Origin of the sequence: Methylocystis rosea SV97, from assembly GCF_000372845.1 — a bacterium.
Lineage (GTDB): Bacteria > Pseudomonadota > Alphaproteobacteria > Rhizobiales > Beijerinckiaceae > Methylocystis > Methylocystis rosea.
Genome location: NZ_KB889963.1, coordinates 3,401,474 through 3,427,438 on the forward strand (window position 1 = coordinate 3,401,474; position 25,965 = coordinate 3,427,438).

23 protein-coding genes and 5 pseudogenes are annotated in these 25,965 nt (G+C 59.7%); 17 read left to right on the forward strand and 11 right to left on the reverse strand.

Going from position 1 to position 25,965, the window contains the following annotated elements:
• Positions 1 to 9: 9 nt before the first annotated feature.
• Together A3OO_RS0117805 and A3OO_RS0117810 are read right to left on the reverse strand one after the other, a co-directional pair.
• Positions 10 to 306, reverse strand: a complete 297-nt coding sequence (locus tag A3OO_RS0117805; protein ID WP_018409212.1) for an HdeA/HdeB family chaperone — start codon at positions 304 to 306, stop codon at positions 10 to 12.
• A 396-nt stretch (positions 307 to 702) separates the two neighbouring features.
• The gene (locus A3OO_RS0117810; RefSeq protein ID WP_018409213.1) at positions 703 to 1,842 is read right to left on the reverse strand and encodes a HupE/UreJ family protein; all 1,140 of its coding nucleotides are present in this window, start codon (positions 1,840 to 1,842) and stop codon (positions 703 to 705) included.
• Between the two features lie 464 nt (positions 1,843 to 2,306).
• On the opposite strand from A3OO_RS0117810, the gene A3OO_RS21860 reads away from it, so the two are divergent.
• Positions 2,307 to 2,666, forward strand: a complete 360-nt coding sequence (locus tag A3OO_RS21860) for a copper resistance CopC family protein (protein WP_018409214.1) — start codon at positions 2,307 to 2,309, stop codon at positions 2,664 to 2,666.
• Positions 2,667 to 2,717: 51 nt separating this feature from the next.
• Positions 2,718 to 3,287 (forward strand): hypothetical protein, encoded by a 570-nt coding sequence (locus A3OO_RS0117825; protein WP_026223118.1) that lies wholly within the window; start codon positions 2,718 to 2,720, stop codon positions 3,285 to 3,287.
• Positions 3,288 to 3,320: 33 nt separating this feature from the next.
• On the opposite strand, the gene A3OO_RS0117830 is transcribed toward A3OO_RS0117825, so the two are convergent.
• Complete coding sequence (locus A3OO_RS0117830) at positions 3,321 to 4,535, reverse strand: PepSY-associated TM helix domain-containing protein (protein WP_051080418.1); 1,215 nt, start codon at positions 4,533 to 4,535, stop codon at positions 3,321 to 3,323.
• Between the two features lie 476 nt (positions 4,536 to 5,011).
• Here A3OO_RS0117830 and bufA2 point away from each other — a divergent pair, with 476 nt between their 5' ends.
• The 4 genes from bufA2 (at position 5,012) to A3OO_RS0117850 (ending at position 7,930) form a co-directional block, all read left to right on the forward strand.
• Positions 5,012 to 5,269, forward strand: coding sequence for a BufA2 family periplasmic bufferin-type metallophore (gene bufA2, locus A3OO_RS0117835; RefSeq protein ID WP_018409217.1), 258 nt, complete (start codon positions 5,012 to 5,014; stop codon positions 5,267 to 5,269).
• Between the two features lie 446 nt (positions 5,270 to 5,715).
• The gene (locus tag A3OO_RS0117840) at positions 5,716 to 6,387 is read left to right on the forward strand and encodes a hypothetical protein (protein WP_018409218.1); all 672 of its coding nucleotides are present in this window, start codon (positions 5,716 to 5,718) and stop codon (positions 6,385 to 6,387) included.
• Between the two features lie 145 nt (positions 6,388 to 6,532).
• Positions 6,533 to 7,210: a hypothetical protein gene (locus A3OO_RS0117845; protein WP_026223119.1), complete on the forward strand. Its 678-nt coding sequence runs from the start codon at positions 6,533 to 6,535 to the stop codon at positions 7,208 to 7,210.
• Positions 7,211 to 7,600: 390 nt separating this feature from the next.
• Entirely contained in the window at positions 7,601 to 7,930 is a 330-nt protein-coding gene (locus A3OO_RS0117850; protein ID WP_018409220.1) for a TIGR02300 family protein, read from the forward strand.
• A 21-nt stretch (positions 7,931 to 7,951) separates the two neighbouring features.
• Here A3OO_RS0117850 and A3OO_RS24595 read toward each other — a convergent pair whose 3' ends face one another.
• Both A3OO_RS24595 and A3OO_RS0117860 read right to left on the reverse strand, forming a co-directional pair.
• On the reverse strand, positions 7,952 to 8,074 hold the full coding sequence (locus A3OO_RS24595) for a hypothetical protein (RefSeq protein ID WP_018409221.1): 123 nt from the start codon (positions 8,072 to 8,074) through the stop codon (positions 7,952 to 7,954).
• Positions 8,075 to 8,200: 126 nt separating this feature from the next.
• The gene (locus tag A3OO_RS0117860) at positions 8,201 to 8,383 is read right to left on the reverse strand and encodes a hypothetical protein (protein WP_018409222.1); all 183 of its coding nucleotides are present in this window, start codon (positions 8,381 to 8,383) and stop codon (positions 8,201 to 8,203) included.
• 278 nt (positions 8,384 to 8,661) lie between these two features.
• Between A3OO_RS0117860 and A3OO_RS0117865 the strand changes: the two genes are divergently transcribed.
• From A3OO_RS0117865 to A3OO_RS21865, 3 genes are read left to right on the forward strand one after another with little or no spacing between them, the layout of a single operon-like run.
• A complete protein-coding gene (locus A3OO_RS0117865; RefSeq protein WP_018409223.1) occupies positions 8,662 to 10,599 on the forward strand; it encodes a PQQ-dependent dehydrogenase, methanol/ethanol family in 1,938 nt (645 codons plus the stop codon).
• Positions 10,596 to 11,405, forward strand: coding sequence for a substrate-binding domain-containing protein (locus A3OO_RS0117870; RefSeq protein WP_018409224.1), 810 nt, complete (start codon positions 10,596 to 10,598; stop codon positions 11,403 to 11,405). Before A3OO_RS0117865 ends, A3OO_RS0117870 begins: the two co-directional genes overlap by 4 nt.
• 10 nt (positions 11,406 to 11,415) lie before the next feature.
• Complete coding sequence (locus tag A3OO_RS21865) at positions 11,416 to 12,042, forward strand: c-type cytochrome (protein WP_051080363.1); 627 nt, start codon at positions 11,416 to 11,418, stop codon at positions 12,040 to 12,042.
• Between the two features lie 116 nt (positions 12,043 to 12,158).
• Here the strand turns inward: A3OO_RS21865 and A3OO_RS21870 are convergent, their stop codons facing one another.
• Positions 12,159 to 12,542 carry a hypothetical protein gene (locus A3OO_RS21870; protein WP_156824856.1) on the reverse strand — a complete coding sequence of 128 codons (384 nt, stop codon included), beginning with the start codon at positions 12,540 to 12,542 and terminating at the stop codon, positions 12,159 to 12,161.
• A gap of 69 nt (positions 12,543 to 12,611) precedes the next feature.
• Entirely contained in the window at positions 12,612 to 13,511 is a 900-nt protein-coding gene (locus A3OO_RS0117885) for a manganese catalase family protein (RefSeq protein WP_026223120.1), read from the reverse strand.
• Positions 13,512 to 13,995: 484 nt separating this feature from the next.
• Between A3OO_RS0117885 and A3OO_RS0117890 the strand changes: the two genes are divergently transcribed.
• Both A3OO_RS0117890 and A3OO_RS0117895 read left to right on the forward strand, forming a co-directional pair.
• Positions 13,996 to 15,519, forward strand: a complete 1,524-nt coding sequence (locus A3OO_RS0117890; RefSeq protein ID WP_018409228.1) for an FAD-dependent oxidoreductase — start codon at positions 13,996 to 13,998, stop codon at positions 15,517 to 15,519.
• A gap of 13 nt (positions 15,520 to 15,532) precedes the next feature.
• Entirely contained in the window at positions 15,533 to 16,117 is a 585-nt protein-coding gene (locus A3OO_RS0117895; RefSeq protein ID WP_018409229.1) for a hypothetical protein, read from the forward strand.
• A gap of 510 nt (positions 16,118 to 16,627) precedes the next feature.
• Here the strand turns inward: A3OO_RS0117895 and istB are convergent.
• Together istB and A3OO_RS21875 are read right to left on the reverse strand one after the other, a co-directional pair.
• A complete protein-coding gene (istB, locus tag A3OO_RS0117900) occupies positions 16,628 to 17,395 on the reverse strand; it encodes an IS21-like element helper ATPase IstB (protein ID WP_018409230.1) in 768 nt (255 codons plus the stop codon).
• Between the two features lie 67 nt (positions 17,396 to 17,462).
• Positions 17,463 to 18,374: pseudogene (locus A3OO_RS21875) on the reverse strand (Mu transposase domain-containing protein); the annotation flags it as partial.
• Positions 18,375 to 18,499: 125 nt separating this feature from the next.
• On the opposite strand from A3OO_RS21875, the pseudogene A3OO_RS23055 reads away from it, so the two are divergent.
• The 5 genes and pseudogenes from A3OO_RS23055 to A3OO_RS21890 all read left to right on the forward strand — a co-directional run.
• Positions 18,500 to 19,955: pseudogene (locus A3OO_RS23055) on the forward strand (ISKra4 family transposase).
• Positions 19,956 to 20,273: 318 nt separating this feature from the next.
• Positions 20,274 to 21,212, forward strand: a complete 939-nt coding sequence (locus A3OO_RS21885) for a DUF389 domain-containing protein (protein WP_198008834.1) — start codon at positions 20,274 to 20,276, stop codon at positions 21,210 to 21,212.
• Positions 21,213 to 21,665: 453 nt separating this feature from the next.
• A pseudogene (locus A3OO_RS23060) lies at positions 21,666 to 21,941 on the forward strand (transposase); the annotation flags it as partial.
• A gap of 115 nt (positions 21,942 to 22,056) precedes the next feature.
• Positions 22,057 to 23,006 (forward strand): IS630 family transposase gene (locus A3OO_RS23065; protein WP_245257187.1). Its coding sequence is split into 2 segments (ribosomal slippage): positions 22,057 to 22,396 and positions 22,396 to 23,006, totalling 951 coding nucleotides; the frame shifts between segments, so codons are not numbered across the junction.
• Between the two features lie 218 nt (positions 23,007 to 23,224).
• A pseudogene (locus A3OO_RS21890) lies at positions 23,225 to 23,839 on the forward strand (transposase); the annotation flags it as partial.
• A 57-nt stretch (positions 23,840 to 23,896) separates the two neighbouring features.
• Here the strand turns inward: A3OO_RS21890 and A3OO_RS21895 are convergent.
• Positions 23,897 to 24,333: pseudogene (locus A3OO_RS21895) on the reverse strand (L,D-transpeptidase).
• On the opposite strand from A3OO_RS21895, the gene A3OO_RS24040 reads away from it, so the two are divergent.
• Entirely contained in the window at positions 24,290 to 24,541 is a 252-nt protein-coding gene (locus tag A3OO_RS24040; RefSeq protein ID WP_198008865.1) for a hypothetical protein, read from the forward strand. The pseudogene A3OO_RS21895 and the gene A3OO_RS24040 overlap by 44 nt on opposite strands.
• Before the next feature lie 75 nt (positions 24,542 to 24,616).
• On the opposite strand, the gene A3OO_RS0117955 is transcribed toward A3OO_RS24040, so the two are convergent.
• Positions 24,617 to 25,771 (reverse strand): hypothetical protein, encoded by a 1,155-nt coding sequence (locus A3OO_RS0117955; RefSeq protein ID WP_018409240.1) that lies wholly within the window; start codon positions 25,769 to 25,771, stop codon positions 24,617 to 24,619.
• Positions 25,772 to 25,965: the final 194 nt, after the last annotated feature.

The following is a 25,965-nucleotide window of genomic DNA, read 5'->3' on the forward strand; positions in this document are numbered from 1 at the left end:
CCGTTCCTTTTACTTCTGCTCAAAAGCGCGCTGCAGACCCGCCATGACCGACTCATTCGGATTGGAAGCACACCAGCTCTTGACGCTGGCGGAATTTTTCCGGAATAAGTTCACGTCGATGAAGGTTCGGCCGCTTTTCTGCGCGAACCACCCACCCATAAACGCCCCGAAGTCTGCTTGATCGTCGGCCGGCATCGCCAACAATTCACCGCAGGTGATGCGGGTCATGTCGATCTTGACCTGCGCGTTGGACAGCGAAGGCGCGAGCGCTCCCGCCGCGGCAAGCGCAATTATCAGCTTCCTCATAAGATTTCCTCCAATAAAACCAGATTTCCGAAGAGCCGCCTCACCCTGCGGCTTTCGCCGGGAAAGGGCTCGCCAACGCCGGCGGTCCGCTGGACTTGCCTATCGCTCCGCCTAACGCCCCCAGCCCGGCGCTTGAACTAAACATTAAAGAAATGAAAGTCCATCGGCGTGAATTGACTCTCGGCGGTCGCTCCCGAGTCTTTAAATTTTTGCAGTGCGCGCCATACAAGCTTTTCCAGGCCGCATCAGCCAGTTCGCCCTGGGGGGCGGTTCGCTCTTAAAAACAGCGTTCAAGGGGCGAAAGCCCGGCATATGACTACGCCGCAGCATCTTTAGGAGCGAATGAGTGAGCCGCGTCGCCGGCCGCACGGAAGATGGCGCTCCGCCGATAATTTCCTAGCCCAGCTCGGCAATACGCACAAAGAACCAATAAGCGCCAAAACAGGCGATGATCGCTGAGCAGACCTGAACGAGGAACGGGCTGCGCTGACCGTGAGTGAAGTTCTTATCGATCAGGAGAAGTAAAGGGAGAACGACGAGCACGACGCCGATCTGCCCGACTTCGACGCCGATATTAAAGCTCGCCAACGCCGGCACAATGGCCCGCTGAGGAACGCCGAGTTCGATCAGGCCGCTCGCGAAACCAAAGCCATGGATGAAGCCGAACGCGAACGTGTCGCGCCAGCGCCCGTCGACCTTGCGCGTAAAGAAATTCTCGACCGCCACATAGATGATCGAGAGCGCGATGGCGATCTCGACCCAACTGCTCGGCAAATTGACGAGTTCAAGCGCCGCAAGCGACAGGGTGATCGAATGTGAGATGGTGAAAGCCGTTACGATCTTGACGACAGGCCAGATGCGCGTCGCCCACAGCATCACGGCGATCAGGAAGCACAGATGATCATAGCCCGTCACGATGTGCTCGACGCCGGCGGACAAGAATTTCGGCGCAAGCTCCCAAGGCGTCAGCAACGGCTTGGAGAGATCAACCATCGCATCGCCGGGATAGATCATCACCTGCCCGGGGGCTGGCTCGCGGCCCATGCGCTGCGCCTCGGTCAGATTGGATTCATCGGCCTTTTCCCCGATGCTGACGAGATGTTTCGCACGCGGCCCCTGCGCATCAAGAAGTCTGAACGGATTGTATAAAACCTGCCCTTGAACCGCGCTGCAGTCCATCCGCAGCACGACTTTTGAGTCACTAGGATTAGTCGGATCATCGCCGACCGAAACGACCGTGCTCGCGCAAGTTTGACCTTCCGCATTTTGCAAATCGACGCGCTCTTGAATGAACTTGCCGATCATGCCCTCGATCACGCCCGGCTCGGTGAGATCGACCTCGTCGCTCTTCGGTTTGTTTTCGGCGAACATGCGCTCGATATCAGTTCCCAAAAAGCCGACCTCGACGCGATAAAGACCGTGGCCTTCCGGCACGATTCGGCTGCTGGAAATATTCGCCGTATGGGCGTGCGCCGCCGGCGCACTCGCGAAAAACGCCACAACGACAGCGACCGCGCCGTTCAGCAACCACATCATCGGGCGGACTCCCTTGACGCGCCGCGCGCCTGCGGCGTATGCACTTTTATAAAAAGATGCATATCGAGGGAGAAAGGCAAGCTCAAGTCCATCAACGTGGCAGCCTTACGCAAGGCGCGCTGCACGTGATGCGATGCGATTTTTGGCGCCGCGGCGGAATGGCGTCGTCGGTCAAGTCTGTGACAAGATGAGCAATCGGCGTCTCGCGGCCGACGCAGTCTTTGTGCACGAGCGGGCTAGAAAATGATGATTAAATCGGACTTCGCCCCATGACGAAGAGCGGACAGGCAAAATTCTCCCGTCGAAAAAGCGCTTCCTGGACGTCGGTCAACCGGCATGCGCATCTGCTATTTTTTGCGGCGATCCTGTCAGTCGGCGCAACGCCTCAACCCGCTGCGGCGTACGGAACTGTCTCTGTCTCTCACTCACCAAGTCGCGATCAACAACTGAGCGCTGCTCCGGCGATGAAACTCACCGGCCCGTCGCGCCCGCCGCGAGAGCCCCAGCGACCGCCGATCATTCTGGCGCATGCGATAGTTGTCCGCACCTCGCCCGCACAAGGCGGCGTCGGCGCCGAAGACATCGGAAAAGTGGAAGTGTGGTACGACGCCGGCATTCGCGACGCCTTTGCCGCATTGGCGGTTGTGAGCGCATCGGGCGAAAGGGTCGACAAGCGCGACGCGGCGATTGATAGCGCCGATCCAAGCCATGTGTCGGTGAGCGTGAATCGGTTGAATCCCGGCAAATACACTGTGCGCTACCGGGCGCTTTCGGCTGACGGCCATCTCGTCAGCGGCGCTTGGGAGTTCGAGGTGCGCCCATAGAGATGTTTCTCAAAGCGTGGTCGTTTTGTGCAGGACAAGGAACAACAAACGATGCGTCCGACTGTTCGCCTGAATTTGTTGCTATTCGCGGGCATCGTTCTGATCGCCGGCGTCAATATCGCGATGTTTTCCTACTCATTCTGGGGGCCGGCTTTCAACCAGCGTTTGAATGATTTCTGGAAGGCGCACGTCCTTCAGCCTGCGGTGAAGGCGGGCGATCGCACGATTTCGGAATGTCTTGGGGTCAGCGATTTCTACTCCGTGCACCTCACGACGTATTTCCTGCCGGATTCCGAAGAGAGCGCCGGAGGGCCGACGGACGATTTGAGCAAATATGCCGAATATTGCGATCGCGTGCCGGGAACGGGAAAGTTGATTTTTTCCATCACCCTCATGGAAAAAGACGCGAGAAACGAATCCGTCGCGCTTTCCTTCTATCAAGTCGACGCGGATGGCGGTCTCAAACAAATCAACGCTCTACCGTCTCGGCCCCGCTCGAGCGGCTTTGTGACTTTGGACGCGAACGCCGCTCACAAGGGGAAATACCTGCTCAAGCTCGCCTTTGGCGAGGCGAAGAACGCCGAGGACACGATCGAAATGCCGATCTTCGTTGGGCGATAACCCGCGTTTTATGGAACGGTCAGAACGGATTTGTCAGTCTGCCGCGCGCCTTCGCGCACGGCGCTTTTGTCGCCATCGCAGAAAGCCCGTGACGTAAAGGACAAAGGGCGTCAGCCCGACCACCAGAACGATCGATCGGCCGATCGCGCCGAAAGCCTCGCCGGTATGCAGCGGGAAGAGCCATTCGAGGAGCCTCTCCCCTGCGGTGGACGCACTGCGATCTTGCACATACAGAACTTGTCCGCTGTACTGATCGACGCCGACATTCCGAAACGTTGTGGTTCTGTTGGGCTCGTCTCTCGACTGCTTGCCGACGACGTAGACGCCGCTTGGCGTGCTCGGCAGGAGAACCCAGTGAAGTCTTCCATCGGAGAAGATTTTATCGGCGATTGCGACGGCTTCGTCGACGCCGACCGGCGGTCGGCCTGGAATTGGCGTCGACTTTCCATAATCCGGATCTGCGCGCACCTGGGAAAAAAGCCCCGCCACGGAACGCGTCGCCGGTTTAAAAATCATGGCGACTCCGGTGAACAGCGTAACCAACAAGAAAACGCTGAAGTAAGCGCCGACGCTTCTATGCGCGTCGTAAACGACTCTCTCTGGGCTTGCGCCCCACTTGATCTTAAAACCCAGCCGCCAATCGCCATTGCGCGGCCACCACAGATAAAGACCGACAAGGATAGAGATAAGAATAAGTATGGCTATTGAACCGAGTATATAAGCGTTGTTGAACCCAAGCAGCAGGGTCCAATGAAAGGCCATGATGATTGGGACAAGGGGCTGTGACAGCGTCTTGTCTCCATGCAGATAAAGGCGCTGGCCTTTGACTTTCGCGGTGTAAGGATCGACGAACATCTCGTAGACATCGGTGTCGAGGTCGTCGGTCTCGACCATGTATGTGATCGCCACCGCCGATGCGGAATGGCGCGGCATTGTGACTCTCTCCGCCTTGCCATCGGCAGGCATCGCCGTGATAGCGGCAGCGAGAATTTCATTGAGCGGGCGGGAAGCGGGCGGCGCCGGGATTTCAACGCGCATGATCGAAGCGTTCAGCCATTCGTCGATGTCCTCGCGAAAGGCGAGAATGCTGCCGCTGAGCCCGACCAGAACGAACACCGCCCCGGCAAAAAGCCCAATCGTTCGATGAATCTGAAGAAAGACTTGGCGAGTGAATTCGCGTCGACGCAGGACGCGCGACGGCGACGCGACTTCTTTTCCAAGGTCGGCTTCGACCGTCCTATCGGACATTGCAAAAGACTCGGTCCATGGCTCATTCGCGCTCAGATCGCGTTTGATCGGACCGATTTCGGGCAATTTTGTCAACGCAACCGGCTCCCGTCTCGCTGCGACAAGGCGCACGATCCACTTCCCGGCGGGCGATCCGCCTCGAACGCCCTCGTCACGTCCTTCAAAGGTGAACGACCAGATTCAGCTGCGCGGCGTCAACGCTTACCGGTCGGTGTGAGATTTATATTAAGTTGCATACCAAAAATACAGCCTTCGGCGCGCCATCAGCCCAGATGCGTCGGCGTTTCGGTTGATTTACAAGTCGTCGAGCATTCTCACGAATTCCTGACGCGTATACGTAGAGCGGCTGTGTGGGGGCCCTTCACATAGGTCCAATACTGTCGCCAAGGCGTGCGCATTTTTGCTTTACTATCCAAGATTGGTAAACCATGGTGGCAAACGTCTTGGTGCAATGCAGACAGGGATGAGACGAAAATATGAAAACGGATAGATGCAAGGGAGCGACGCTCGCGGTTGCTGCGATCTCAATCGTTCTCGCTGGCGCTGCGCCGCCCGCAAAGGCGGCGTCGACGGGCAAAGTGCATTGCCTCGGCGCCAATAGCTGTAAGGGCAAGGCCGACTGTCACTCACCCAAAAATGCGTGCAAGGGTATGAATTCCTGCAAGGGCCAGGGCTGGGTCTTCAAGGACTCCGTCGCCGCTTGCGAAGAGGCAGGCGGTAAGGCTCTCGACTGACGCGCTCCTCCGAGAGAGCGCGACCTCGCCTCCGCGACAGTCGGTGAATTTTTGACGAAGTTACGCGCACGCCGGCGCTGCGCGCCCCTCCGCTCGGGCGCCGTTTGGCGTGCCGCTGGGCGTGCTGCCGTCGCACCTTGCAGCGCCGCGCCGCCGCCTGAGCGATAGGCGACGAACATCGACTCCAGCGAGACGGGCCCGATCCAACTCAGCGTGATCGCGACCGCACATCCCCATAGGCTTAGACCCGACGCGAAACCCGCGGTTGCGCGACGGAAGGCGCGCTGCGAGCCCTCTCACGCGTTCTTGCGGTTCAAAACTTAGCACGTGACGCGCGCGGTCACGCTCAAGGCGAATTTTGGCGCGTCCGCTGATCGATCTTGCCGGCGCCAAATGGCCGCTAATTAAATCTTATCTTTTGGGGGCGTTGAAGTTGGGAGACGAACATGTCGATAACGGTCGGTGAATCGGATTTCCCCGCGCGCGCTAGGCAGGGCGGCTTGATCGATGATGTTGGCGGCGTTGCAACCGTCATCCTCGCCATTCTCGGACTCATCGGCTTCTACGCGCCGATAATGGCCGTGATCGCGACAATTGTATTCGGCGTCGCGCTGTTGATCCGGGGCAATGGCATGATGTCTGACCATGCCGGATTTTCTGTGCTGTTCGGCGCGAACTCTCCGATGTTCAACGTCAGCAGCCGTTCGGCGCTTGTTCTGTTAGGCGCCGGCGGCATTGCTCTAGGCGTGCTTTCGCTGCTGGACTACGATTCGGCAGTGCTGACGCCCATCGCGTCGATTATATTCGGAGGCGCGCTGATCTTGAGCAGCGTCTCTGCATGGCATCTTAATGTCGTCAGCCGCGCATGCGCCAGGGACGAGGAGTCTTCGAGAGACATTCTCGCAAACCAAATGGTTTTTGATTCCGCCGGCATTCAGATCTTTGGCGGCTTCGCCGCAGTCGTGCTCGGCGTTCTTGCCGTGTCCGGCGCCAGGAATGACCTTACGTTCAACCTCGTGGCGCTGCTCATTCTCGGCTCTGCGCTCGTTCTCAAGGGGGGCAGCCTGAACGCCATTCTTCTTAGCTTTATGCGCTCGACTTCGCGACGTGCAAACTGAACCAACCTTGCACGCGCTGCGGCTTGGCTTGCGGTCTGCGTCGTTCCTTAACGCGGTGCCGATCTTGACTGCGTGAAACCAACGCTATGTGGAATCGCGCGCGCTCTTGCTCGTGTGGCGATATCGCAAGTCTGGAGGCACTGTCATGTCCATTACTTCTCGGGAGTCGACATTTCGTGAAACGGCGGCGTATGGAGGCCTGATCGACGCCATCGGCGGTGTGGCCACTGTCATTATCGCCATCGTAGGATTATCGGGCGTGAATGCGCCGATGATGGCGTCAATCGGCACCATCGTCTTTGGCGTCGCCTTGTTGATCCAAGGCGGAACGATGCTGTCCGAATACGCCCAGATCATCTTTCCAGCTGGCTCGAGAACCACGAACGTCGAAGGATTCGGCGGCAGCAGCCTGTCCGTCGTCTTCCTCGTCGGCGCTGCCGGCATCGTTCTCGGCGTGCTTTCGCTGCTCGGCATCGAGCCTGCAACGCTGACGCCCGTCGCTGCGATCGCGTTCGGATCGGCGCTGCTTCTGAGCAGCAACGCCGTGTGGCAACTGCATGTGCTCAGCCAGGAGTCGCTGAGGAGCAGAGATCAAATGGGCGCCGGCGGCAGCGAAATTCTCGCAAGCGAAATGGCCTTTGGCTCGGCAGGCATTCAGGCGCTTTCGGGTTTGGCCGTCATCGTGCTGGGGATTCTCGCCATAGCCGGCGCGGCGAATGATCTGACCCTCAACCTTGTCGCGTTGCTTGCGCTTGGCGCGACGATCGTGTTCACCGGCGGTAGCCTGAGCGCCACATTGCTTAGCTTTATGCGCTCGCGCTAACAGGTCGCGCGAGTGGCGCCCTGACGGCGCGAGGATCTCAAACTCGCATCGTCTCTCCTTGGCCGCCGCTGTTGAAGCGGCGGCTTTCGCCCGAGTGCACGTGGCGCTCGGGTTTTTTTAATCTGTCCTCTTTTCCATGTTGATGCCGGCAGCGCTCACAGCGCACCGGCTCCGCCTTGCATTCCGGCGACCGAATCCCCAAGTATTGTGGGCAGTTTGTGCGACTTCACGGCGCCATCTCGAATTATTGCGGGCCGAACGTCTCCGCCGTGCTAACACTGCGTAGTCGCTTAATCGGCGAGAGCCGCTTGGCGCAGAATCGTCCCAGGGGCGATAAGATTTATCCTGCCGCGCCAGCGCACGCAGTCCAAACCTCGAAGGGAGATCTCAATGGCCAAAGCTGAACTTGGCGTGAAACGCCGATGCCTGACGTGCGCAACGCCGTTTTACGATCTCAACCGCTTGCCGATCGTCTGTCCAAAGTGCGCTGCGGCTTTTCAAGTCGTGGAAGTATTGCGTTCGGCGGCAAGGCGACCTTACTCGACGAGTTTCGCGAGGCCCACGCCAGTCTCGCCGGTCCTCGAACCGGTCGCCGATCATGTTCTCTTGGCATCGGCTGATGACGAAGAAGACACAACGGCCGAGGAGGAAGAAGACAGCACTGACGAGGTGCTGGAAGAAGTCGATGACGCAGACGCCGTCGAAACCGCTGTCGAATGAACGGCGACGTTTTAGGCCGTTTTAATCGAGGCTGGGATCCATGCCTGCCAAGGACAAGGCGAAGACGACAATGCACAGGGCGAGCGCAACCGTGACGCCGACAAGCGGCGCGGCAAAGCTTGGGAGTTTTTTAAGGAAGCGCATGAACCCGTTCGCCTGAGAAAGATCGCGATCTAAATGGCGAGCTGTTAAGAGTAGGTTTATTGACCGCTGTCAAGTGGGAAAGCGAAGCTCGTCGCTCGCCCGTCGATAATTCACTCGATTAACCCGCTATTTGCGCCGTGTTCGGCGCCAGGCGTTGAAGATCCAGGCGCCGACGAGCAGCACTAAAAGATAGACGATCGCCGACCGAGCCAATTCCGGGAGCTGATCCGCCACCGCTGGCCAAAAAAGAAACGCGAGGAGAGTGACGACTCCTGCGACGAGGGCAGCCAAGAGCGCATCGTAATGCATCGTCCGCGAAGCCTCCGAGCCTAACGCCAGTCCGATGAGCTCGAGGCGGTTCGAGCGGAATGGATCGCCTTCAGTGACTGACGCCTTCCTTTTCAGACGCGGGCGAAACTACGCCTGCGCAAAAAAAACATAGCTGCACTGGCGCGGAATATCGAGCGCAATTCTCTCTGGGCGTCATGACGTTTGATCATCGTCGCTGGGCCGGAGCCTATGCGCCGCGCGTAGCCGGTGACGCTTGCCCGGCGGATGGCCGCGCTCTACGTGCGATAGCGTTGCGAATGCCGGACGTTGCGAACGCGGGACAAAGTCATGTGGCCTTTGCGCTCATCAAAGTTCAACTATTTGCCTGTCCGCTCTTTTGCCGGGGAAAATTGAGGCGCGCGGGCGCTCGGCGCTTTGGACTGTTTATCTCTCTCTTTGCGCCTATCGCGGCTGCGGCGCAGCCAAGCCTTTCCGATCTCGTCGCCGATGAAAAGAACTGGCCGATCGCTTCGCGTGATTACGCCAATACGCGTTTCAGCACTCTCGATCAGATCAACGCCGAGAACGTCTCTCAGCTGAATCTTGCGTGGTCGTTTTCGGTTGGAGTTGATCGCGGACAGGAAGCAGCGCCGCTCGTTATCGACGGCGTCCTGTATGTCGCCGCGCCCTATGACGGGCCGCGCCCCAATCAGGTCTTTGCGCTCGACGCCGCCACGGGCGAACTTAAATGGTCCTACGCGCCGAAGCCAGACATCGCAGCGAAGGGCGTCGCCTGTTGCGATGTGGTGACGCGCGGGCTCGCCTATGACAATGGCAAGATCTTTCTCAACACGCTCGACAATCACATGGTCGCCCTCGACGCGCGCACGGGCGTCGAATTGTGGGTGACAAAGCTCGGCGACATTAATCTCGGCGAGACGATCACCATGGCGCCGCTGGCGATCAAAGGAAAAGTGCTCGCCGGCAATAGCGGCGGCGAAATGGGCGTTCGGGGTTGGCTGACCGCCGTCGATCAGAACACCGGCAAGATCGTGTGGCGCGCCCATTCCACCGGCCCTGATTCCGAGGTGCTGATCGGCCCGGAGTTCAAGCCCTTTTACGATTGGATGAAAGGACAGGATCGCGGCGTCGACACATGGCCACCTGATCGATGGAAGACTGGCGGCGGCACGGTCTGGGGCTGGCTGTCTTACGATTCGAACCTCAATCTCGTTTACTACGGCACGGCGAATCCAGGCCCCTGGAACTCCAATCAGCGGCCGGGCGACAATCTTTGGACGAGCACAATCTTCGCGCGCGACGCCGATACGGGTATGGCAAAATGGGCGTATCAGGTGAGTCCGCACGATCTCTGGGATCACGACGAGATCAACGAGAACGTGCTCGTCGATCTGGAGATCAACGGCGCGCTGCGCAAAGCGCTGATTCATCCCGGCCGCAACGGCTATATGTATGTGATGGATCGCGAGACCGGCGAGGTTCTCTCGGCCGATCCCTACGACACGGTGACGGTCTACAAGGGCGTCGATCTGAAGACCGGCCGCATTGAACCCAATCACGCATTAGAGCCGGAGTTGAACAAGACGATTGAAAACGTCTGTCCAGCCCCGCCCGGCGCCAAAGACTGGCAACCAACAGCCTGGTCGCCGCGCACCAAGCTTCTTTACGTGCCGCACCAGCATCTTTGCGCCAACTTCAAGACAAGCGAAGTGAGTTATATCGCCGGCACGCCCTTCGTCGGCGCCACTGTCGATATGTACGCAGGTCCTGGAGGACACCGCGGCGAGTTCATGGCCTGGGATCCGGTCAAGCGCACGAAGGTCTGGTCCATCACGGAAAATCAGCTCGTCTGGAGCGGCGCGCTGGTCACGGCGGGCGACGTCGCCTTTTACGGCACGATGGACAGGATGTTTAAAGCCGTCGATGCGCGGTCAGGCAAATTGCTCTGGCAGATTCGTGCGCCCTCCGGCCTGATAGGACAGCCGGTCACCTTCGTCGGTAATGACGACGTACAATATGTCGCCATCCTTTCCGGCGTCGGCGGCTGGCCTGGGGTCGTCGCCAACGCCGAAGTCGATCCCCGCGTGCGCAACGGCGCATTGGGATTCACCGGCGCGTCACAGGATCTGCCGCTCTACACCGTCGGCGGCGGAACGCTGCTGGTTTTTTCTCTCGGCAAGGAGGCGACGCAGCGACCTGCGGAGGCCCCGGCGACACCGGGCGACCATCCATGAAATGGGCCGCCGGACTCCTTTGCCTCGCTGTTGCAGTCTGCGCCGGACTTGAGGGCGCGCGCGCCGATAGTCTGCGAGTCTGCGCCGATCCCAACAATTTGCCCTTCTCGGATTCCCAGGAACATGGATTCGAAAACAAGCTTGCTCAGCTCGTTGCGCGTGAACTCGGCAAATCTGTTTCCTATGTCTGGTGGGCACAACGTCGCGGCTTCGTCCGCAACACACTTAAGGCAGGCGCCTGTGACGTCATCATCGGCGTGCCTGCGCACTACGATCTCGTCGAAACGACACGACCCTATTACCGATCAAGCTATGTCTTCGTGTCGCGCGCCGACCGGGACATCTCCGTCTCGTCGCTGGAAGATCCCCGTCTTCGCGCGTTGAAAATCGGCGTGCATCTGATTGGCGACGACGGGATGAACACGCCGCCAGCGCACGCGCTTGGCGAGCTTGGCGTCGTCGAAAACGTCGTCGGCTTCGCGCTCTATGGCGATTATCGCCAGGATTCGCCGCCGGCGCGTCTGATCGAGGCGGTTGCAAAAGGCGATGTCGACGTCGCCGCCGCATGGGGACCGCTTGCCGGCTACGCCGCCCTTCACTCCGCCGTGCCGCTGCGCGTGACGCCCATTACCGAGACGCGGCGATTCGCGCTGCTCAAATTCTCATTCGCAATCGCCATGGGCGTGCGCAAAGGCGACGAGGCGCTCAAACGACAACTCGATGATGTTCTCCAACGCAAGGGCGATGAAATCGCGGCGCTGCTCGCGAGCTTCGGCGTCCCCTCCGTGCGAGAGCCTGCTGACTAGGACGACGCCGATGCGCTTGCGATCCTACGCCGCCGTTGCACTAACTCTGACATTGGGCTGCGTATCGGTCGAGTCCACATTCGCGCGCACGCATCATCCCGTCGGGCGCACAGCGCCGCCCCGGACGCAGCCCGAGCCTGGAACTGACCAGGCGACCCCCGCGCCAGCGCCGCAATCGCCAGAGACATCCGCCACACAGTCGACTGAGAAGAAACCTGCGCCCGCGATCGGCTTTTATCAGGCAAGCGAGAAATATCTTCGCGCGCCTGTGACGACGCTCCTGCCGGGCAATCCGCCGCCGCCGCCCCCGGTCATCAATCCCGTCAAAGGGGATCCGCAAGCCCTGCAGCGCGGCATGTCCTATTTCAACACGTTCAATTGCGTCGGCTGTCACGCGGCGAACGGCGGCGGCGGCATGGGGCCCGCGCTGAGCAACCGTTTCTTCATCTACGGCGGCGAGCCGGTGAACATCTATCTCAGCATTTATCATGGCCGGCCCAACGGTATGCCTGCCTGGGGCGCCATGCTGTCCAACGAAGTTATTTGGGACCTCGTCGTCTATGTGGAGAACATCAGCCAGGCGCCAAGCAAAGGTTGGGGAAAAGTCGCAATATCACGGCCTATCTTTACACGCTGAAATAATTCGAGAGAGCCGTGGACAGGAGCATGCGTCGCTCTCATCCGTCTTCACGCACGAGCGCGCCGCACCGTTAGGCGATGCGCGCTCCCTAAGTCGCCGCCTCGACGGCCCGCTTAACGCTGACCCTGCGCCTGAGCTGCGCTGTATATATCGAGCAGCCCGATCGCGGCGACGGCGGCGACCGCCAGCCCGCTCGCCAGTTGGCGGTTTTTACGAATGCTGTAGAGGCCTGGCGCGAGAGTCGCCAGATCAAGCGCATCACCCGCAACGCGCGCCCAAAGCCACGGCGCTTTTTGGCGCGCGGCAAGAATGCCGACGCCGGCGAGAAATTCGCGAAGACCATAGGCCTGCACAAGGCTTCCATCGCCTTCGACGCCAACCATCCGGCCAACACGGCGCGGCGCGAAGAGTTCGGCGAGTCCTAACGCAATCGAAAACCAACCGAGAAAGTTGGCCAGCTTCGAAGAGCGCGTTTCCTTCATCACCATAGTGGTCATTGCAATGCCTCAGCCGGTTGCTATCGAAGTGTTGGACGCCGGCTGCCGCCGCCGGCGTCCAATCCTTGATCATTCCGCGGGCGAATGTCGCGCTTCGGCGCCGCCGCTGCTGCCCAGATCCGCCCCCGTCACCGGATCAGAACCCGGGTTCGACTGCGTTCGCGCTGCGAAATTGGCGAGGTCCTCGCTTTGTGAAGACCCCAGATGAACGCTCGCTGCGCCGTCTCCCCCGTCAAGCGGAATGCCGCCGAGCACATCGTCCATGCGCTGCCAATTTTCGCCCGTGTTCCAGGGACCCTTGTGATCGGTCGGCCCCTGCGACGTGTTCACATAGAGATGTGAGAACTGCGGCATGCCAGGCATCTTGCCGGGCGGGAAGTTGGGTTGGATAGCGTAGAGCGCCTTCTCGAATGAGATCTGGTGGGCGATCTCACGCGTCATGAGGAAGCCGAGCGCCTCCTTGATCCCGGCGTCGTCGGTGACGTTGATGAGCCGCTCGTAGACGATCTTGGCGCGCGCTTCGGCGGCGATATTGGACCTCAGATCCGCCGTCGGCTCGCCGATCGTGTCGATATAGGCCGCGGTCCAGGGAACGCCCGAAGAATTCGTCAGGCCCGCGCCGCCGCCGTACAAGATCGCCTGCGTGTGGCTGTCGGCCCCCTGCGTGACCGAGCGATACAACTCGGCCTCGGATTGCGTCGCCTCCGCGAGCTGCCCCTTGGCGCCCTTGTTCAGCATCGAAACGATGCTGCCGATGATCTCAAGATGGCTGAGTTCTTCGGTGGCGATGTCGAAAAGCATGTCGCGCCGGCCCGGATCGTCCTCGGCGATCGCCTGTGTGAAGTATCGCATCGCCGCCGCGAGTTCTCCTTGCGGACCGCCGAACTGTTCGAGCATGAGGCTCGCCAGGACCGGATTAGGCTCGGATACCCGGACCGTATACTGAAGTTTCTTATTATGCGTGAACATGATTGCTCCTAGGTTCACGGTTCAGGTCGTGGGAAGCGTGGCGGCCGCATCGGCGCCCGTTGGTGTCCATGAACTTGCGGGAAGAGACTTCGTTCCTGATTCATTTAGGCGCATGCGTTTTTACTGAGAGTGCGATTGCACGCATGACGGAAGCAGCGATCGTCGTCAGGGTGGCGCCATCGTCGCCGCTTTGCGCTGGAGCCGCAGACGTCACTCGCACCGGCCGAAAACTCGAAATGATGTTCAGGTGCAGTCTCTTTAGGGAAGACTACAAACGATCGTAGGCATCAGTCGCTCCGCGCCGCACGCTTCAGCTTTCGCAGTCGCTCGGGACTGCTTCGGGGAATGGAGGGCTCGAGCGTAACGGCCGCAGTCCCGCGTGACGCTCGAAGCTGTGGAACACGAAGCAGGCGCGTTCGTTCTACTCTCGCCTGGGCCGTCGATTGCCGCCCGGAAACCCGATCGCGCAGACCCGGAAATCCCGATGAATGTCTCTTTTGAAAAAAGTCGGTCCTTTTGGACGGACGAACCTGTTCTCGAAGGCGTCAGCTCTCTTTTGAACGACGAACGCGCTGACGTCGTCGTTGTCGGCTCAGGCGTCGCGGGGATGTCTGCGGCGTATGAACTCGCGAGCAGCGGCAAGAAGGTCATCGTTCTTGATCGAGGACCGATCGGTAAAGGAATGACGGCGCGCACGACCGCGCATCTCGCGTCAGCAAGCGACGACGGTTTTGACGAGCTCATCCGATTGCGCGGGATAGACAATGCAAGCGCCTGGCGCGAAAGCCAGCAGGCGGCAATTGATCGCATTGAAACTCTGCAACAAAAACTCAAAATCGACTGCGACTTTCAAAGGGTCGACGGTTATCTCTTTGCTGCAAGAACAGAAGACGTCGAATGGCTTGAGCGCGAGTTCGAAGCGGCGCAGAAGGTGGGACTTTCCGTCTTTAAGCAGACGGGCGTTCCCCTTGCCGGCTATGAGGCCGCCCCGGCGCTTCGCTATCCCGATCAGGCCCGCGTGCATCCGCTCAAATATCTTCACTGCCTTGCGCGCGCGATCGTCGACGCCGGCGGACGCTTCTATGCCGACGCCACGGTGGTTGAGGTGGCGGAGGACGATGACGGCGTGAGAGTCGTGACGGCCGACGGCCGTACCATTCACGCGGATTTCGTGGTGGTCGCCACGAATGCGCCGATCACCGACCGCTTCGCCATTCACACCAAGCAAGCACCCTACCGAACCTACGCCATGGCGTTCGAATTGCGTTCCGGCGCGCTTCCGGACGCATTGTATTGGGATACGCTCGATCCGTATCACTACGTGCGGCTGCAGCCTGGCGACGATGGCGTCGACATTTTGATCGTCGGCGGCGAGGATCATCGCTCGGGCGAAGCAAATGATGCGCCTGATCGCTTCGCGGCTCTGGAGGATTGGATGCGCGCGCGTTTGCCGTCGCTCGGCAAAGAGCTTCGCCGCTGGTCCGGACAGGTTCTCGAACCCATCGACGGCATGGCTTTCATCGGTCGAGACCCCGGGAGCGAGCGCGTTTTCGTAGCGACCGGCGATTCGGGGCAGGGGATGACTCATGGCGCGCTCGCCGGCCTGATCATTAAGGACATGATCCTGACCGGCGCCAGCCGCTGGGCCGAGGCCTATGATCCCGCGCGCTCGCCGCTCAACGCCGTGGGCGAATATGTGAGCGAGAATCTCACCGCCCCGAAGAACTTCGCCGAATATGTCACGCCTGGCGAAATCGGCTCATGGGATCAGCTCAAGCCGGGCGAAGGGGCCATCGTGCGCAGCGGTTTGAGCAAGGTCGCCGCCTTTCGTGACGACGACGGGATGCTGTTTCTGCGTTCAGCCGTTTGTTCCCACCTTGGCTGTCTCGTTCACTGGAACGCCTTTGAGCGATGTTGGGACTGCCCCTGTCACGGATCTCAATTCGCGCCGGACGGAGAAGCGCTCAACGGCCCCGCTTACGCGCCCCTGCAAGAACACGAGCCTTGAGAGCGGGTGGCGGATGGAACAGGATCCGACATTACTGGTCCTGATGTATTTTGTCGTGCCTGTCTGGCTGATGGCGGGGTTCGCCGACTGGCTGTGTCATCGCGCGACAAACATCGCAACAACCTCCGGCGCGAAAGAATCCGTTCTTCATCTCATGCTCTTCGCCGAAGTCGCAGGGCCGTTCCTCGCGGCGCTTCTGCTGGACATCAACGCGCTCGTGCTCGCCTTCATGATCGTGATGTTCTTCGTTCACGAGGCGACGACGCTTTGGGATTTGAGCTATGCGGTGAATTTGCGCGAGATCACCCCGATCGAGCAACACGTGCACAGCTACCTCGAAATGATGCCGCTGATGGGCGTGCTGTTGGTCGCAGCGCGGCACTGGCCGCAGTTTTTGGCGCTCTTTGGATTCGGAGATGAAGCGCCGCGCTTTGACATCGCGCTGAAAGCTCCTCCACTGCCCCTGGCCTATATCGTCAGCGCTCTGGTCGCGGCCTTGCTGTTCGCGGTCCTGCCCTACACCGAAGAGCTCTGGCGTGGCTTGCGCGCCAATAACGGCCGCTTCGTTCCGCGCGCCGCGAAATCGCCCGCGCAATAGAATAGACCAGCGGTCAGCTCGCGCGAGCGACCCGGCGGCCGTCGTTGACGCCGGGGCGACGGGCAAGAGTTTGTGACAACTTATCTCGCAACGTCGTGACGTGCGTGGCTGTGCGCGCAGTCCCAAGCGAACCCGTCTCCACGGGCAATTCCCTGCTAACTGGGAAAATAACAGGGAAATTCGAAAAAATTGGCCTTTCCGGTGAAGAATCGTCCGTGAGACAGACGCAAAATCAGTAAGTTGGACGAAATTTCCCTAAGATTCTGAACAGGGAATTATTTCGAGCGAACAGGGAATGGCGAACGCGAAAATGCTGAGAACAGGGAATGTGGGTCGATCAGTTTTGTGTGCCCGATGTCAACGGCGGCGACAAATGGTGCCAGATGGCGGCGTAAAAGTGTACCGGTCTGGTTGAGAGAAAAGGGCCGTGAAGCCCTTGTGAGTTGGGTTGTCGCGCGCATTGAGGCGCGCGGAGCGTAGCGAAGCGCGCTTCAATGCGCGCGGCGGCGGTTAAATGTCTGCGTCGGCTTCTCCTTTGGTTCTTGGGTTTACGCTGGGCTCATCGGCATTGCGCCGTTGCGCCTTCCTGGCTGTCGCGAGACGATAGCTGTCGCCGTTCATCTCCAGAATGTGGACATGATGGGTGAGCCGATCGAGCAGCGCGCCGGTGAGCCGTTCCGACCCGAACACCGACGTCCATTCATCGAATGGCAGATTGCTGGTCACCAGCGTGGCGCCACGTTCATAGCGCTGGCTGAAGACCTCGAAGAGCAGTTCAGAACCAACCGCCGTGAACGGCACGTAGCCCAGCTCATCGACGATCAGCAATTTGACGGTGTTGAGATGCTTCTGCAGCGCCCGCAGGCGGCGCTCGTCGCGCGCTTCCATGAGTTCGTGCACGAGAGCGGCGGCCGAGGTGAAGGCGACGCTGAAGCCCTTTTGGCAAGCGGCGAGCCCAAGGGCGAGCGCGACGTGAGTCTTGCCGGTTCCGGATGGACCCAGCGCGATGCAGTTCTGTCGCTTCTCTATCCATTCGCACCGCGCCAGCTCCAGAACCAGCGGCTTGTTGAGTGACGGCTGCGCGGCGAAGTCGAATGTGTCGAGGCTCTTGATCTGCGTAAAGCGCGCCAGGCGAATGCGACGCTCGACATTGCGCCGCTCGCGATCGATGCGCTCCAGTTCGCACAGGCGCAGCAAATAGCGCGGATAATCGGCGCGATCTTGCGCCGATTCCAGCGCCACTTTCTCATATTCGCGCGCGAAGGTGGAAAGCTTCAACGCCTTGAGGTGCCCAGCAGCACCTGCGGTGCGACGATCGTTTGGGAGGTCGACTCCTGCGAGGCGCTCATGCCGAAACTCGTGCACTTGGCTCGATAGCGGCTGCGTTGGCGACGAGCCCGAGATAGGCGCGCGGGTCTGTCGCGCCGACCGTCGCCACTGGCAGATAGGGGTAGAATGTCAGATCGAGCCGGGCTGGCCGGTTCTCCAATTTGGCGAGCAGGAGCATCTTCACCGCGTCAAAACTGATTGCGCCAAGACGCAGCGCCTCCGCGATGGCCTGTTCGACGAGATGTTGATGGAAGTCCTCCATCAGCCGCAGCACCTGGATGAACTCGCGGCGCCCGCTGTTCCCCATGCGCGCCTCCATCAGCCGCCGCAGACGATAGACGCAATCGGCGAGGCGCCAGTCGTCGAGCGGCGCGGCCTGATCGAGCGCCTTGCTCTTGTGTTCGAGCAAGGCGAGATAATGCAGCGGATTATAAATGAACTCGGCCTTGTCGTAGCTGCGCGCATGCACGGCGACCGTCTCACCGCGACAGACAATCTCGACTCTGTCGACGTAACCCTTCGCCAACACCTCTTGATGGCCATAGCGGGTTGGAACCGAGTAATCGTTGTTGCGGTAGCGCACCAACGACATGGACGAGACGCGCGTCGCAATCTTGTGACAGGCGTCATAAGGGGTCGGCGGCAACGGCATGAACGCGGATATGTCCGACTGCATGCGTTCGCTGATTGTCATCGACTGGCCGCGCAATATTGCCTGTCGTCGCTTCGTGCAGGCGTCGAGGAGCCTTATGTTGAGCGCGTCGAAACTCTCCGCGACAGGCAGAGGCGTCATGAAGTTGCGCCGGACATAGCCGACCAGCCCCTCGACCTTGCCCTTGTCATTGCCTTTGCCCGGTCTGCCGAAGCGATCTTCAAACAGATAATGGCTTTGGAGTTCGGCAAACATTCCCGCCGGCTCAGCCCGTCCGCCATCACTGCGCGTCGTATCGCGGCATAGAGTTCCACTGTGAACATCCTTTCGGCCTCTCCATGCCTTTCAAAGACATCGAGTCGGCCTATCAGGACCGGTAGTGGACCTTGCGGAGGACGGCGATGCGTTGGAAGATTACGATTGAAGGCCTGGACGAATTCAGTGGACGCGACACCGCCGAGATGGTGATCGAAAAAGACGTCGGCCGATTGTCGAAGGGGGAGATCGGGCTCACGATCGCGGATGGAAAGTCGATCATGGCGTGTTTGCAGCAGCTTGTAGTCAAACAGCAATGTGAGGCCTACGTCCTGACGAGCTGGTATTGCACCGATTGTCAGACGTTCCGGCGCATCAAGGACTACGGCAAGCGCAAGATCCGAACGGTCTATGAACGCGTAGAAGTCAGCAACCCGCGGATTATGTATTGTCGGCGCTGCGTTCCCTATTTTTGTGACGCTTCTGCCGTTTTGCGCGACATCTGCCCCGATCAGGCGACGCCGGAATTGATGGAATTGTCGGCTCGTTTGGGCAGCCTTATGCCGTACCGAAAGGCGGCTGATGTGCTGGCGGAGTTTCTCCCGATCCCATCAACGGAATCGTTCATGACCTTGCGTCACCGGACGATGAAACTCGGCGAGCGACTCGATGAGAAAGCGCGACGGCGCGCTTATTTCGAACCGCCGTCCTCATCCGAACACACGCAGGTCGAGCTCGATCTGCCCAACGATCCGGAGCGCGAATTTGTCGTGAGCATCGACACCGCCCATGTGCGCTGCAGTCGGTTGGAAAAAGCACGGACATTTGAGATCGCTGTCGCGCGCTGTGGGCGTGGCCGGCGCGGCTCGCCGCCCGCACTACTTTGCGACAGCCGACACATCGAAACGCGAATTACGATCGCGAGCGCTTCAAGCGCTCCAACACGAGGGTTACGTTGGACGTGGCGAAATAACCGTAATCTCCGACGGCGCCGAGATCATGAAGCGTCTGCCCAAGGCTCTGCCGAAGCCGACGGCGCACATCATCGACTGATTCCACATCGCGATGAAAATTCAGCCTATGCAGCAAATCGCCGATCATATTGTGCGCTGTCGCGACGAATGGACCAATGCAACGGTCGTTTTGGACGAAGAGATTCGCACCCTGAAATGGAAGCTGTGGCACGGACAGGTCGATCGAGCGATGCAGCAACTTGAAGAATTGATCGCCGACATGGCGATGTTACGCGAACAAGGCGACGAGAGCGCCGGGCGCATAGGGCAATTGGGTCAAGCTCTCCTGACCTACATCCGTTAGAACAAGGCGGCGATTGTCGATTACGGAGCTCGATATCGATCAGGGCGCCGGATCGCTTCGTCGCTCGCTGAGTCCGCCGTGGATACCCTTGTCGCCCGACGCATGGTCAAAAAGCAGCAGATACAATGGTCGCTCAAAGGGGCGCATCGCATGTTGCAAGTTCGCGCGGCCGTGCTCAACCGCGACTTGAGCAAGCGTTTGGCTTGGCGCCCGCCAGAGCCAACGCATCGGTATCACTTCGCCTGGATGTTCGAGCCCATCCCGCCACTGCTTCAAGCCGCGTGAAACCCAGTTAATTTTACGGTCCCAACGCCGCTTACTGATTTTCTACGATGCGATGCTACGCAGCATCGCCCCACCGGATTATCTCGGGCGCGTCTCCGGCTGGGGCTGGTCGCTGGGTTATGCCGGCGGCCCCATCTGTCTCGTGGCGGCGTTGTTTGATCCCAACGATGCACACACGGCCCGCGCTCGCCCAGAGGCCGACGATGCACTAACATCACAATTGGACCGGTCGCTGGGGGCGATCAGGTCACAAATCCCTAGACTTCCTCATGCTCGATTCCCGAATAGGCAGAGCCTGAGGAAAGTGGAGTGATGCCGATGAAAGACCAGAAATCACTTCACGATAGGCCCCTTGAGACATCCCCTGAAGTGCCTGCGCATGTGTCGCATTTGTTTTCGCTCGCGGTGCCTTCAGATCTCCGCACGGGTGTTTTTGATATACTTTTCTTCAATCTCAAGAAGGGATGGCAGCTACCGTTCTGGCTGATGCTGACTCTGAGTGCCGGCCTCGCGACGCTTGGGCTTTCAGAGAATTCGGCCGCTATAGTGATCGGAGCAATGATCATCGCACCACTGGGCCAACCGATCATTGCACTTGGGGCCGCGGTAGCGCTAGGTTGGCCGCGTCAGTTCATTCGGTTGCTCATGCTCGCGGTCATCGGCGCTGCATCGGTGGTGACGCTCGCTTTCGGCATTGGCCTTCTGCTGCCCACCGCGACGCCAAATGACGAGATATTGGCGCGGACGGCTCCCGACCTGCGAGACCTATGCGTGGCTCTGTTCGCAGGTATTGCCGGCGCTTATGGTTATTATCGCTTTGAGTCCTCCGCAGTGCTTGCCGGAGTGGCAATCGCCGTCGCCCTCATCCCACCCCTCTGCACTGCCGGGCTTATGCTGGCGGAGGGGCGCTATATCCTGGCCACCGGAGCGTACGTGCTTTTCCTGACCAACTTCATTGGGATCGCCATTGCGGCTGTTCTTGTTTTTTTCTTAACCGGCGTTGCACACGCTGAAAGCAGGCGAGGTTGGTTCGTTGGGGGAGCCGTTATCACGGTGGCGGCGGCGATGCTAGTAATCGGTCCGCTCGCAGCCAATTACAAACGGCTCGGGTTCCGTGTCATTGAAACACGGCAGGCCTATCAGACAGCGGAACAACTGCTAAAGACAGCGTCAGGCAGTCCCGTCATAGTAGACCTCTCCATTGACCGCGCGCTGCTGACAATCACGTTGCGGGGATCTCCAAACGATCCAACCTAACTGCGGCGGCTAACGGATGCGATCCAGAAAGCGCTCGGGCTTCAGGTAGAATTGGTGGCCGAGACGAAATGACCTGCCGCGGCAGAAATGAGATGTTGCGCAGAATTGACCTTGCCCCCGAAGAACGCCTCCCAAGGCTGATTGCGTAGGATCGGCTTTGGAGGGTTTTGGCATGAATGGCGCGTTGGGGGGACAATACACGCTTGGTTCAAGCAAGAGGCTGTTCGGCTGGTCCGAGGAGGCGAAGCAATCTCTTCGGTGGCGAAGACCTTGAAGATTTCGGTTTAGACGCTGCACAACTGGGTAAAGGCCGAAGCAGCGGGCGGACCCGTTCGCGCCACGCGGTGATGCGAAGAGAGTGGATAGATCCCAGAGCCGGTCCTGAAAGAAGTTGAGTCGAAAGAGTCGGTTGTGATTCCCGTGCGAAGAGAATGATTCGCAGGGGAGTTGCTGATGTGGAAGCCAGAGCATCGCATCGTGGCCGATCGTCGCGGCCTTCGTTACCCTTCCGATCTGACCGACGCGGAGTAGGCTCTTGTCGCGCCTTTAATCCCGCCGGTCAAGCGCGGCGGCCGCAAACGAACGGTCGACGTGCGCGAGGTCCTCAACGCGATTTTTTACGTGCTCGCCACAGGCTGTCAGTGGAAAGCTTTGCTCAAAGACCTGCCGCCCAAGAGCACGGCGCATTCCTATTTCATGCTGTGGGATTGGAACGGAACGCTGGTCCGTTGTTGCGTTTCACCCCAAACTAGAGCGGTTTCTTCTCTGATTGAATCGTGGGGGGGATTCTCGAATCATCTAAGTTCTGATTCAAGCTGCCTGCTGGCGAAGGAGGCTGGCATGCATGTCGAAGAAGACCCTTTCGCTTGATCTTCGAGAACGCGTTGTCTCCGCCGTCGCAGCCGGCATGTCGCGCCGACAGGCGGCTGAGCGTTTTGGCGTTTCGGCGGCGAGCGCTGTTCGCTGGTGCGCCCGCGAGAAGGAGACTGGCAGTCCTTCCGCCAGACCGCGTGGGGGAGACCGTTGGTCGGCGCGCATCGACGCGCATTTCCGTCTGATCGCGTCGCTCGTCGAGGAGAGCTGCGACATCACGCTCAAGGAACTTGCCGCACAACTTGCCGAGCGCGGGTATCGCTTCAGCATCGGATCGTTGTGGCGCTTCTGCGACCGTCACGACATTACGTGGAAAAAAAGACCGCGCATGCGAGCGAACAGGACCGGCCGGACATCTTGAAGCAGCGCGAGGCATGGTTCGAAAACCAGCTGGATCTTGATCCCGAACGCCTCGTCTTCATCGACGAAACCTGGGCGACGACGAACATGGCGCGCAAGAAAGGGCGCGCGCCCAAAGGTGAGAGGCTGCGCGCCAGCGTTCCCCACGGTCATTGGAAAACGACGACCTTCGTTGCCGGCCTTCGTCTCACGGGACTAATGGCGCCGATGGTCCTCGACGGCCCGATCAATGGCCTGTGGTTCCAGGCATATGTCGATCAGGTGCTCGTCCCAACGCTCTCGCGGGGCGACATCGTCATTATGGACAATCTGGGTAGCCACAAGAACGCGGGCGTCCGCCAAGCGATCGAGGCCTCAGGCGCGAAACTGATCTATCTCCCGCCCTACAGCCCAGACTTCAATCCGATCGAGAAGGCCTTCTCCAAACTGAAAGCACTGCTGCGCAAGGCAGCAGAACGAACCGTCGACGGCCTGTGGAATAGGATCGGAGAGCTACTCCACGCCTTCACCCCAAGCGAATGCGCAAACTTCTTCGCCGCGGCTGGCTACGAACCTCTTTGAGAAGAAACCGCTCTAGAAAACGTAACCAAAAGAGCCATCTTGAGACCGAAGAGCCCGCGCGGGCTGCAGCGGCGAAGCGGGTAGTTTTGGTTGGCACGCGCTGATGGCCACAAAGCCGACCGGAAGGCCGCGCGGACGGCCTATAGAAAAACGAAAGCACCAAAACCGCTGCGTCGTCGCGGGCGGCCTCGGAAGCCGTTGTGCGGAAGCACGAGTCCGTTGAGCCGGCGGATGAGTTCAAGGGCAAGACCACGGCGCCAAACCAGCTCTGGCAGACCGACTTCACCTATTTGAAGGTGATCGGCTGGGGCTGGTTTTACCTCAGCACCATCCTCGACGACTTCTCGCGCTACATCGTCGCCTGGAAGCTGTGCACGACGATGAAGGCTGACGACGTCACCGAGACGCTGAACCTGGCGCTGCAAGCCTCCGGCCTCGATCAGGTCCATGTCGTTCATCGGCCGCGCCTGCTCTCGGACAATGGCTCGTCCTATTTCTCCGGCGATCTGGCGACATGGCTCAACGATCATAAAATTGAGCACATCCGCGGCGCGCCCTGTCATCCGCAGACCCAAGGCAAGATCGAGCGCTGGCATCAGACGCTCAAGAACCGCATCCTGCTCGAAAACTATTATCTGCCCGGAAACCTGAAAGCGAAGATCGGCACCTTCGTCGATCACTACAATCGTCGTCGCTATCACGAGAGCTTGAACAATCTCACGCCGGCCGACGTCTACTGCGGGCGCGGCGCAAAAATCTTGCGCGAACGAGAAAGGATCAAACGTATCACCGTCGAAAATCGACGCTTGCACCACCAAATGACCGCCGCTTAAGCTCAACCGTCAGGTGAGCCGCGTCCTCCATTAAATCACGACGCCCGCTGTCTCAAATCATTCGATGACGGACATTACTGGCGTACCGACGCTTACGCGATCGAACAGATCAATCACGTCCTCGTTCAACATGCGGATGCAGCCGTAGGAGGCGGCAGCGCCGATCGATCGCGCATCCTTTTGGTCGTCCCGTGAATCGCCACCTGGAGGCGGCTGAGGGTAAGAGCGCGAGCGCCCATGGGATTGTTCGGCGAACCGCCGCGAATAAGGTCCGGCAATTCCGGATGGTCGCGTTTCACTTTCCATGGCGGAGCCCAGTCGGGATTGACGTACTTCCCGATAATCGTGACGGAGCCAGACCATTCCTCGCTGCTCTTGGGCACGGCGATCGGATAGCGAATTGCGACGCCTTCATCCGTGACGGAAAAAAGTTTGCGTTGTCGCGCGTCAATGACAATCGTGCCCGGCTCGACGGACGATGGAAAGACCACCATATCCCGAGTGGCGCTGATCGACGGCAAGTCGGCGGCGACAACGCTGGAGCGCGAATGTGATGCGCCGCCACTGGCGACAACGATCGAGTTGAGCAGCCGTCAGTATGAAGATCGAAAGCGTGGCCGATGCTCCAGGACCGATCAGGAGGCGGCGCAAAGGCCGCATCCGGATCCCGCCGCTAATGGCGCAATAACGCCAGAAGAATAATGATCGGAATTGGAACGCCGAGCATCCAGAGCAGAATTGAACGTCCCATGACTTACGCTCCTCTTCGGATGTGCTTCACCAGCGCGTCAGATGGCTGGCGTCGAACTGCTCGTCTCGGTGACGGCCGCCGACGCCGGCTCCCCACCAAGCGGCCGCTGCGCCGAGAACCATCGAGGCGGCTGTCAAAAAGGCAAGAAGGATTCCGCCTTTGCGCGCAATTTCGGTCGCCGCCCGCACGTTGTCGGCGGAAGTCTTCAGCTGTTCGGAAAGCGCGTCGACACGTTTTTCGGCGTCAGCCTGCGCAAGATTCGCGCGCGCGGCAACGATGCGCACCAGATAGGCGCGATCGTCGCTGCTTAGAGAACCATTGGCGGCTCCCATCAATAAAATGCGCGAAATTTCTTGACGCGACGTTTCTATTGACCCGCTATTGACCGCTGAGGTGTTTCCATCGCCCCGCGCCGCGTTATCGACGCCAAAGTCAATCGGCTCGGCATTGGGCGCGACGCGCAAGGCAAGAATGATTCCGGCCTTGCGAGCGGTTTCACTCGCCTCCCGCGCCTTGTCGGCTGCAGCCTTCGCCTGGGCGAGAATCGCGTCGACTCGCCTTTCGGCGTCGGCCTGCGAGAGGCCAGCGCGCGCTGCAATAGCGCGCGCCACATAGATGCGATCGTCGCTGCTCACAGTGCCATTGGCCGCGCCCAGGGCCAAAACGCGTGAGGCCTCCGGACGCGACGATTGCATTGTTGCGGTATTGGCCCCTGATGCGCTTCTTTGCGCTTCGGCTTCTTTGTATCGTAACAACGTGTCGATCTGATATCCGATCGGATCGGCATTGAGTCCAACGCTCGACGCCATGGCGGCGGCGCCCGATTTTGCGAGATCCGCGCCGCCCTTGACCGCGGACGAAAGTGACAATGTCGTGACAGCGGACGAAAGTGAGAATGTTGCGAGCGCCGTGCCGATGACCACGGCGACGGCCCAAACGACCAGCCCGTGCGCGCCGTCCCTGACGTGGACCTCGTGAGGCGCTGTGCCTTCGATGGGGCGGCGCAGGCGGCCTGTAACATATCCTCCCGCGACGAAGCTGGAGACCGTGATCCAGGTGAACCAGAGCGCGAGAACGACGTAAAATATTATGGGCGACGGGCCGTGATAGGGCGAGACGAGCGAGAGGCCGATGGCGGAGCCAAAAGCGGTCATCAGCACGATGATTGCGGAAGCAAGCATTGCTCCCGCGAAAATTGCCGGCCATTCGACGTAGGAGGATCCTGGTGGACCGTCAGAAATTCGCGCGGATGACATTGATGTGTCGGTCATAGCCGTGTCTCCCTTTTTGGGCCGTTCAGCGCAAACCGAGGAAGGAAAGAATGGCCATGATGATTACAATGAGACCAACGAGATAGATGATGCCGTTCATAACG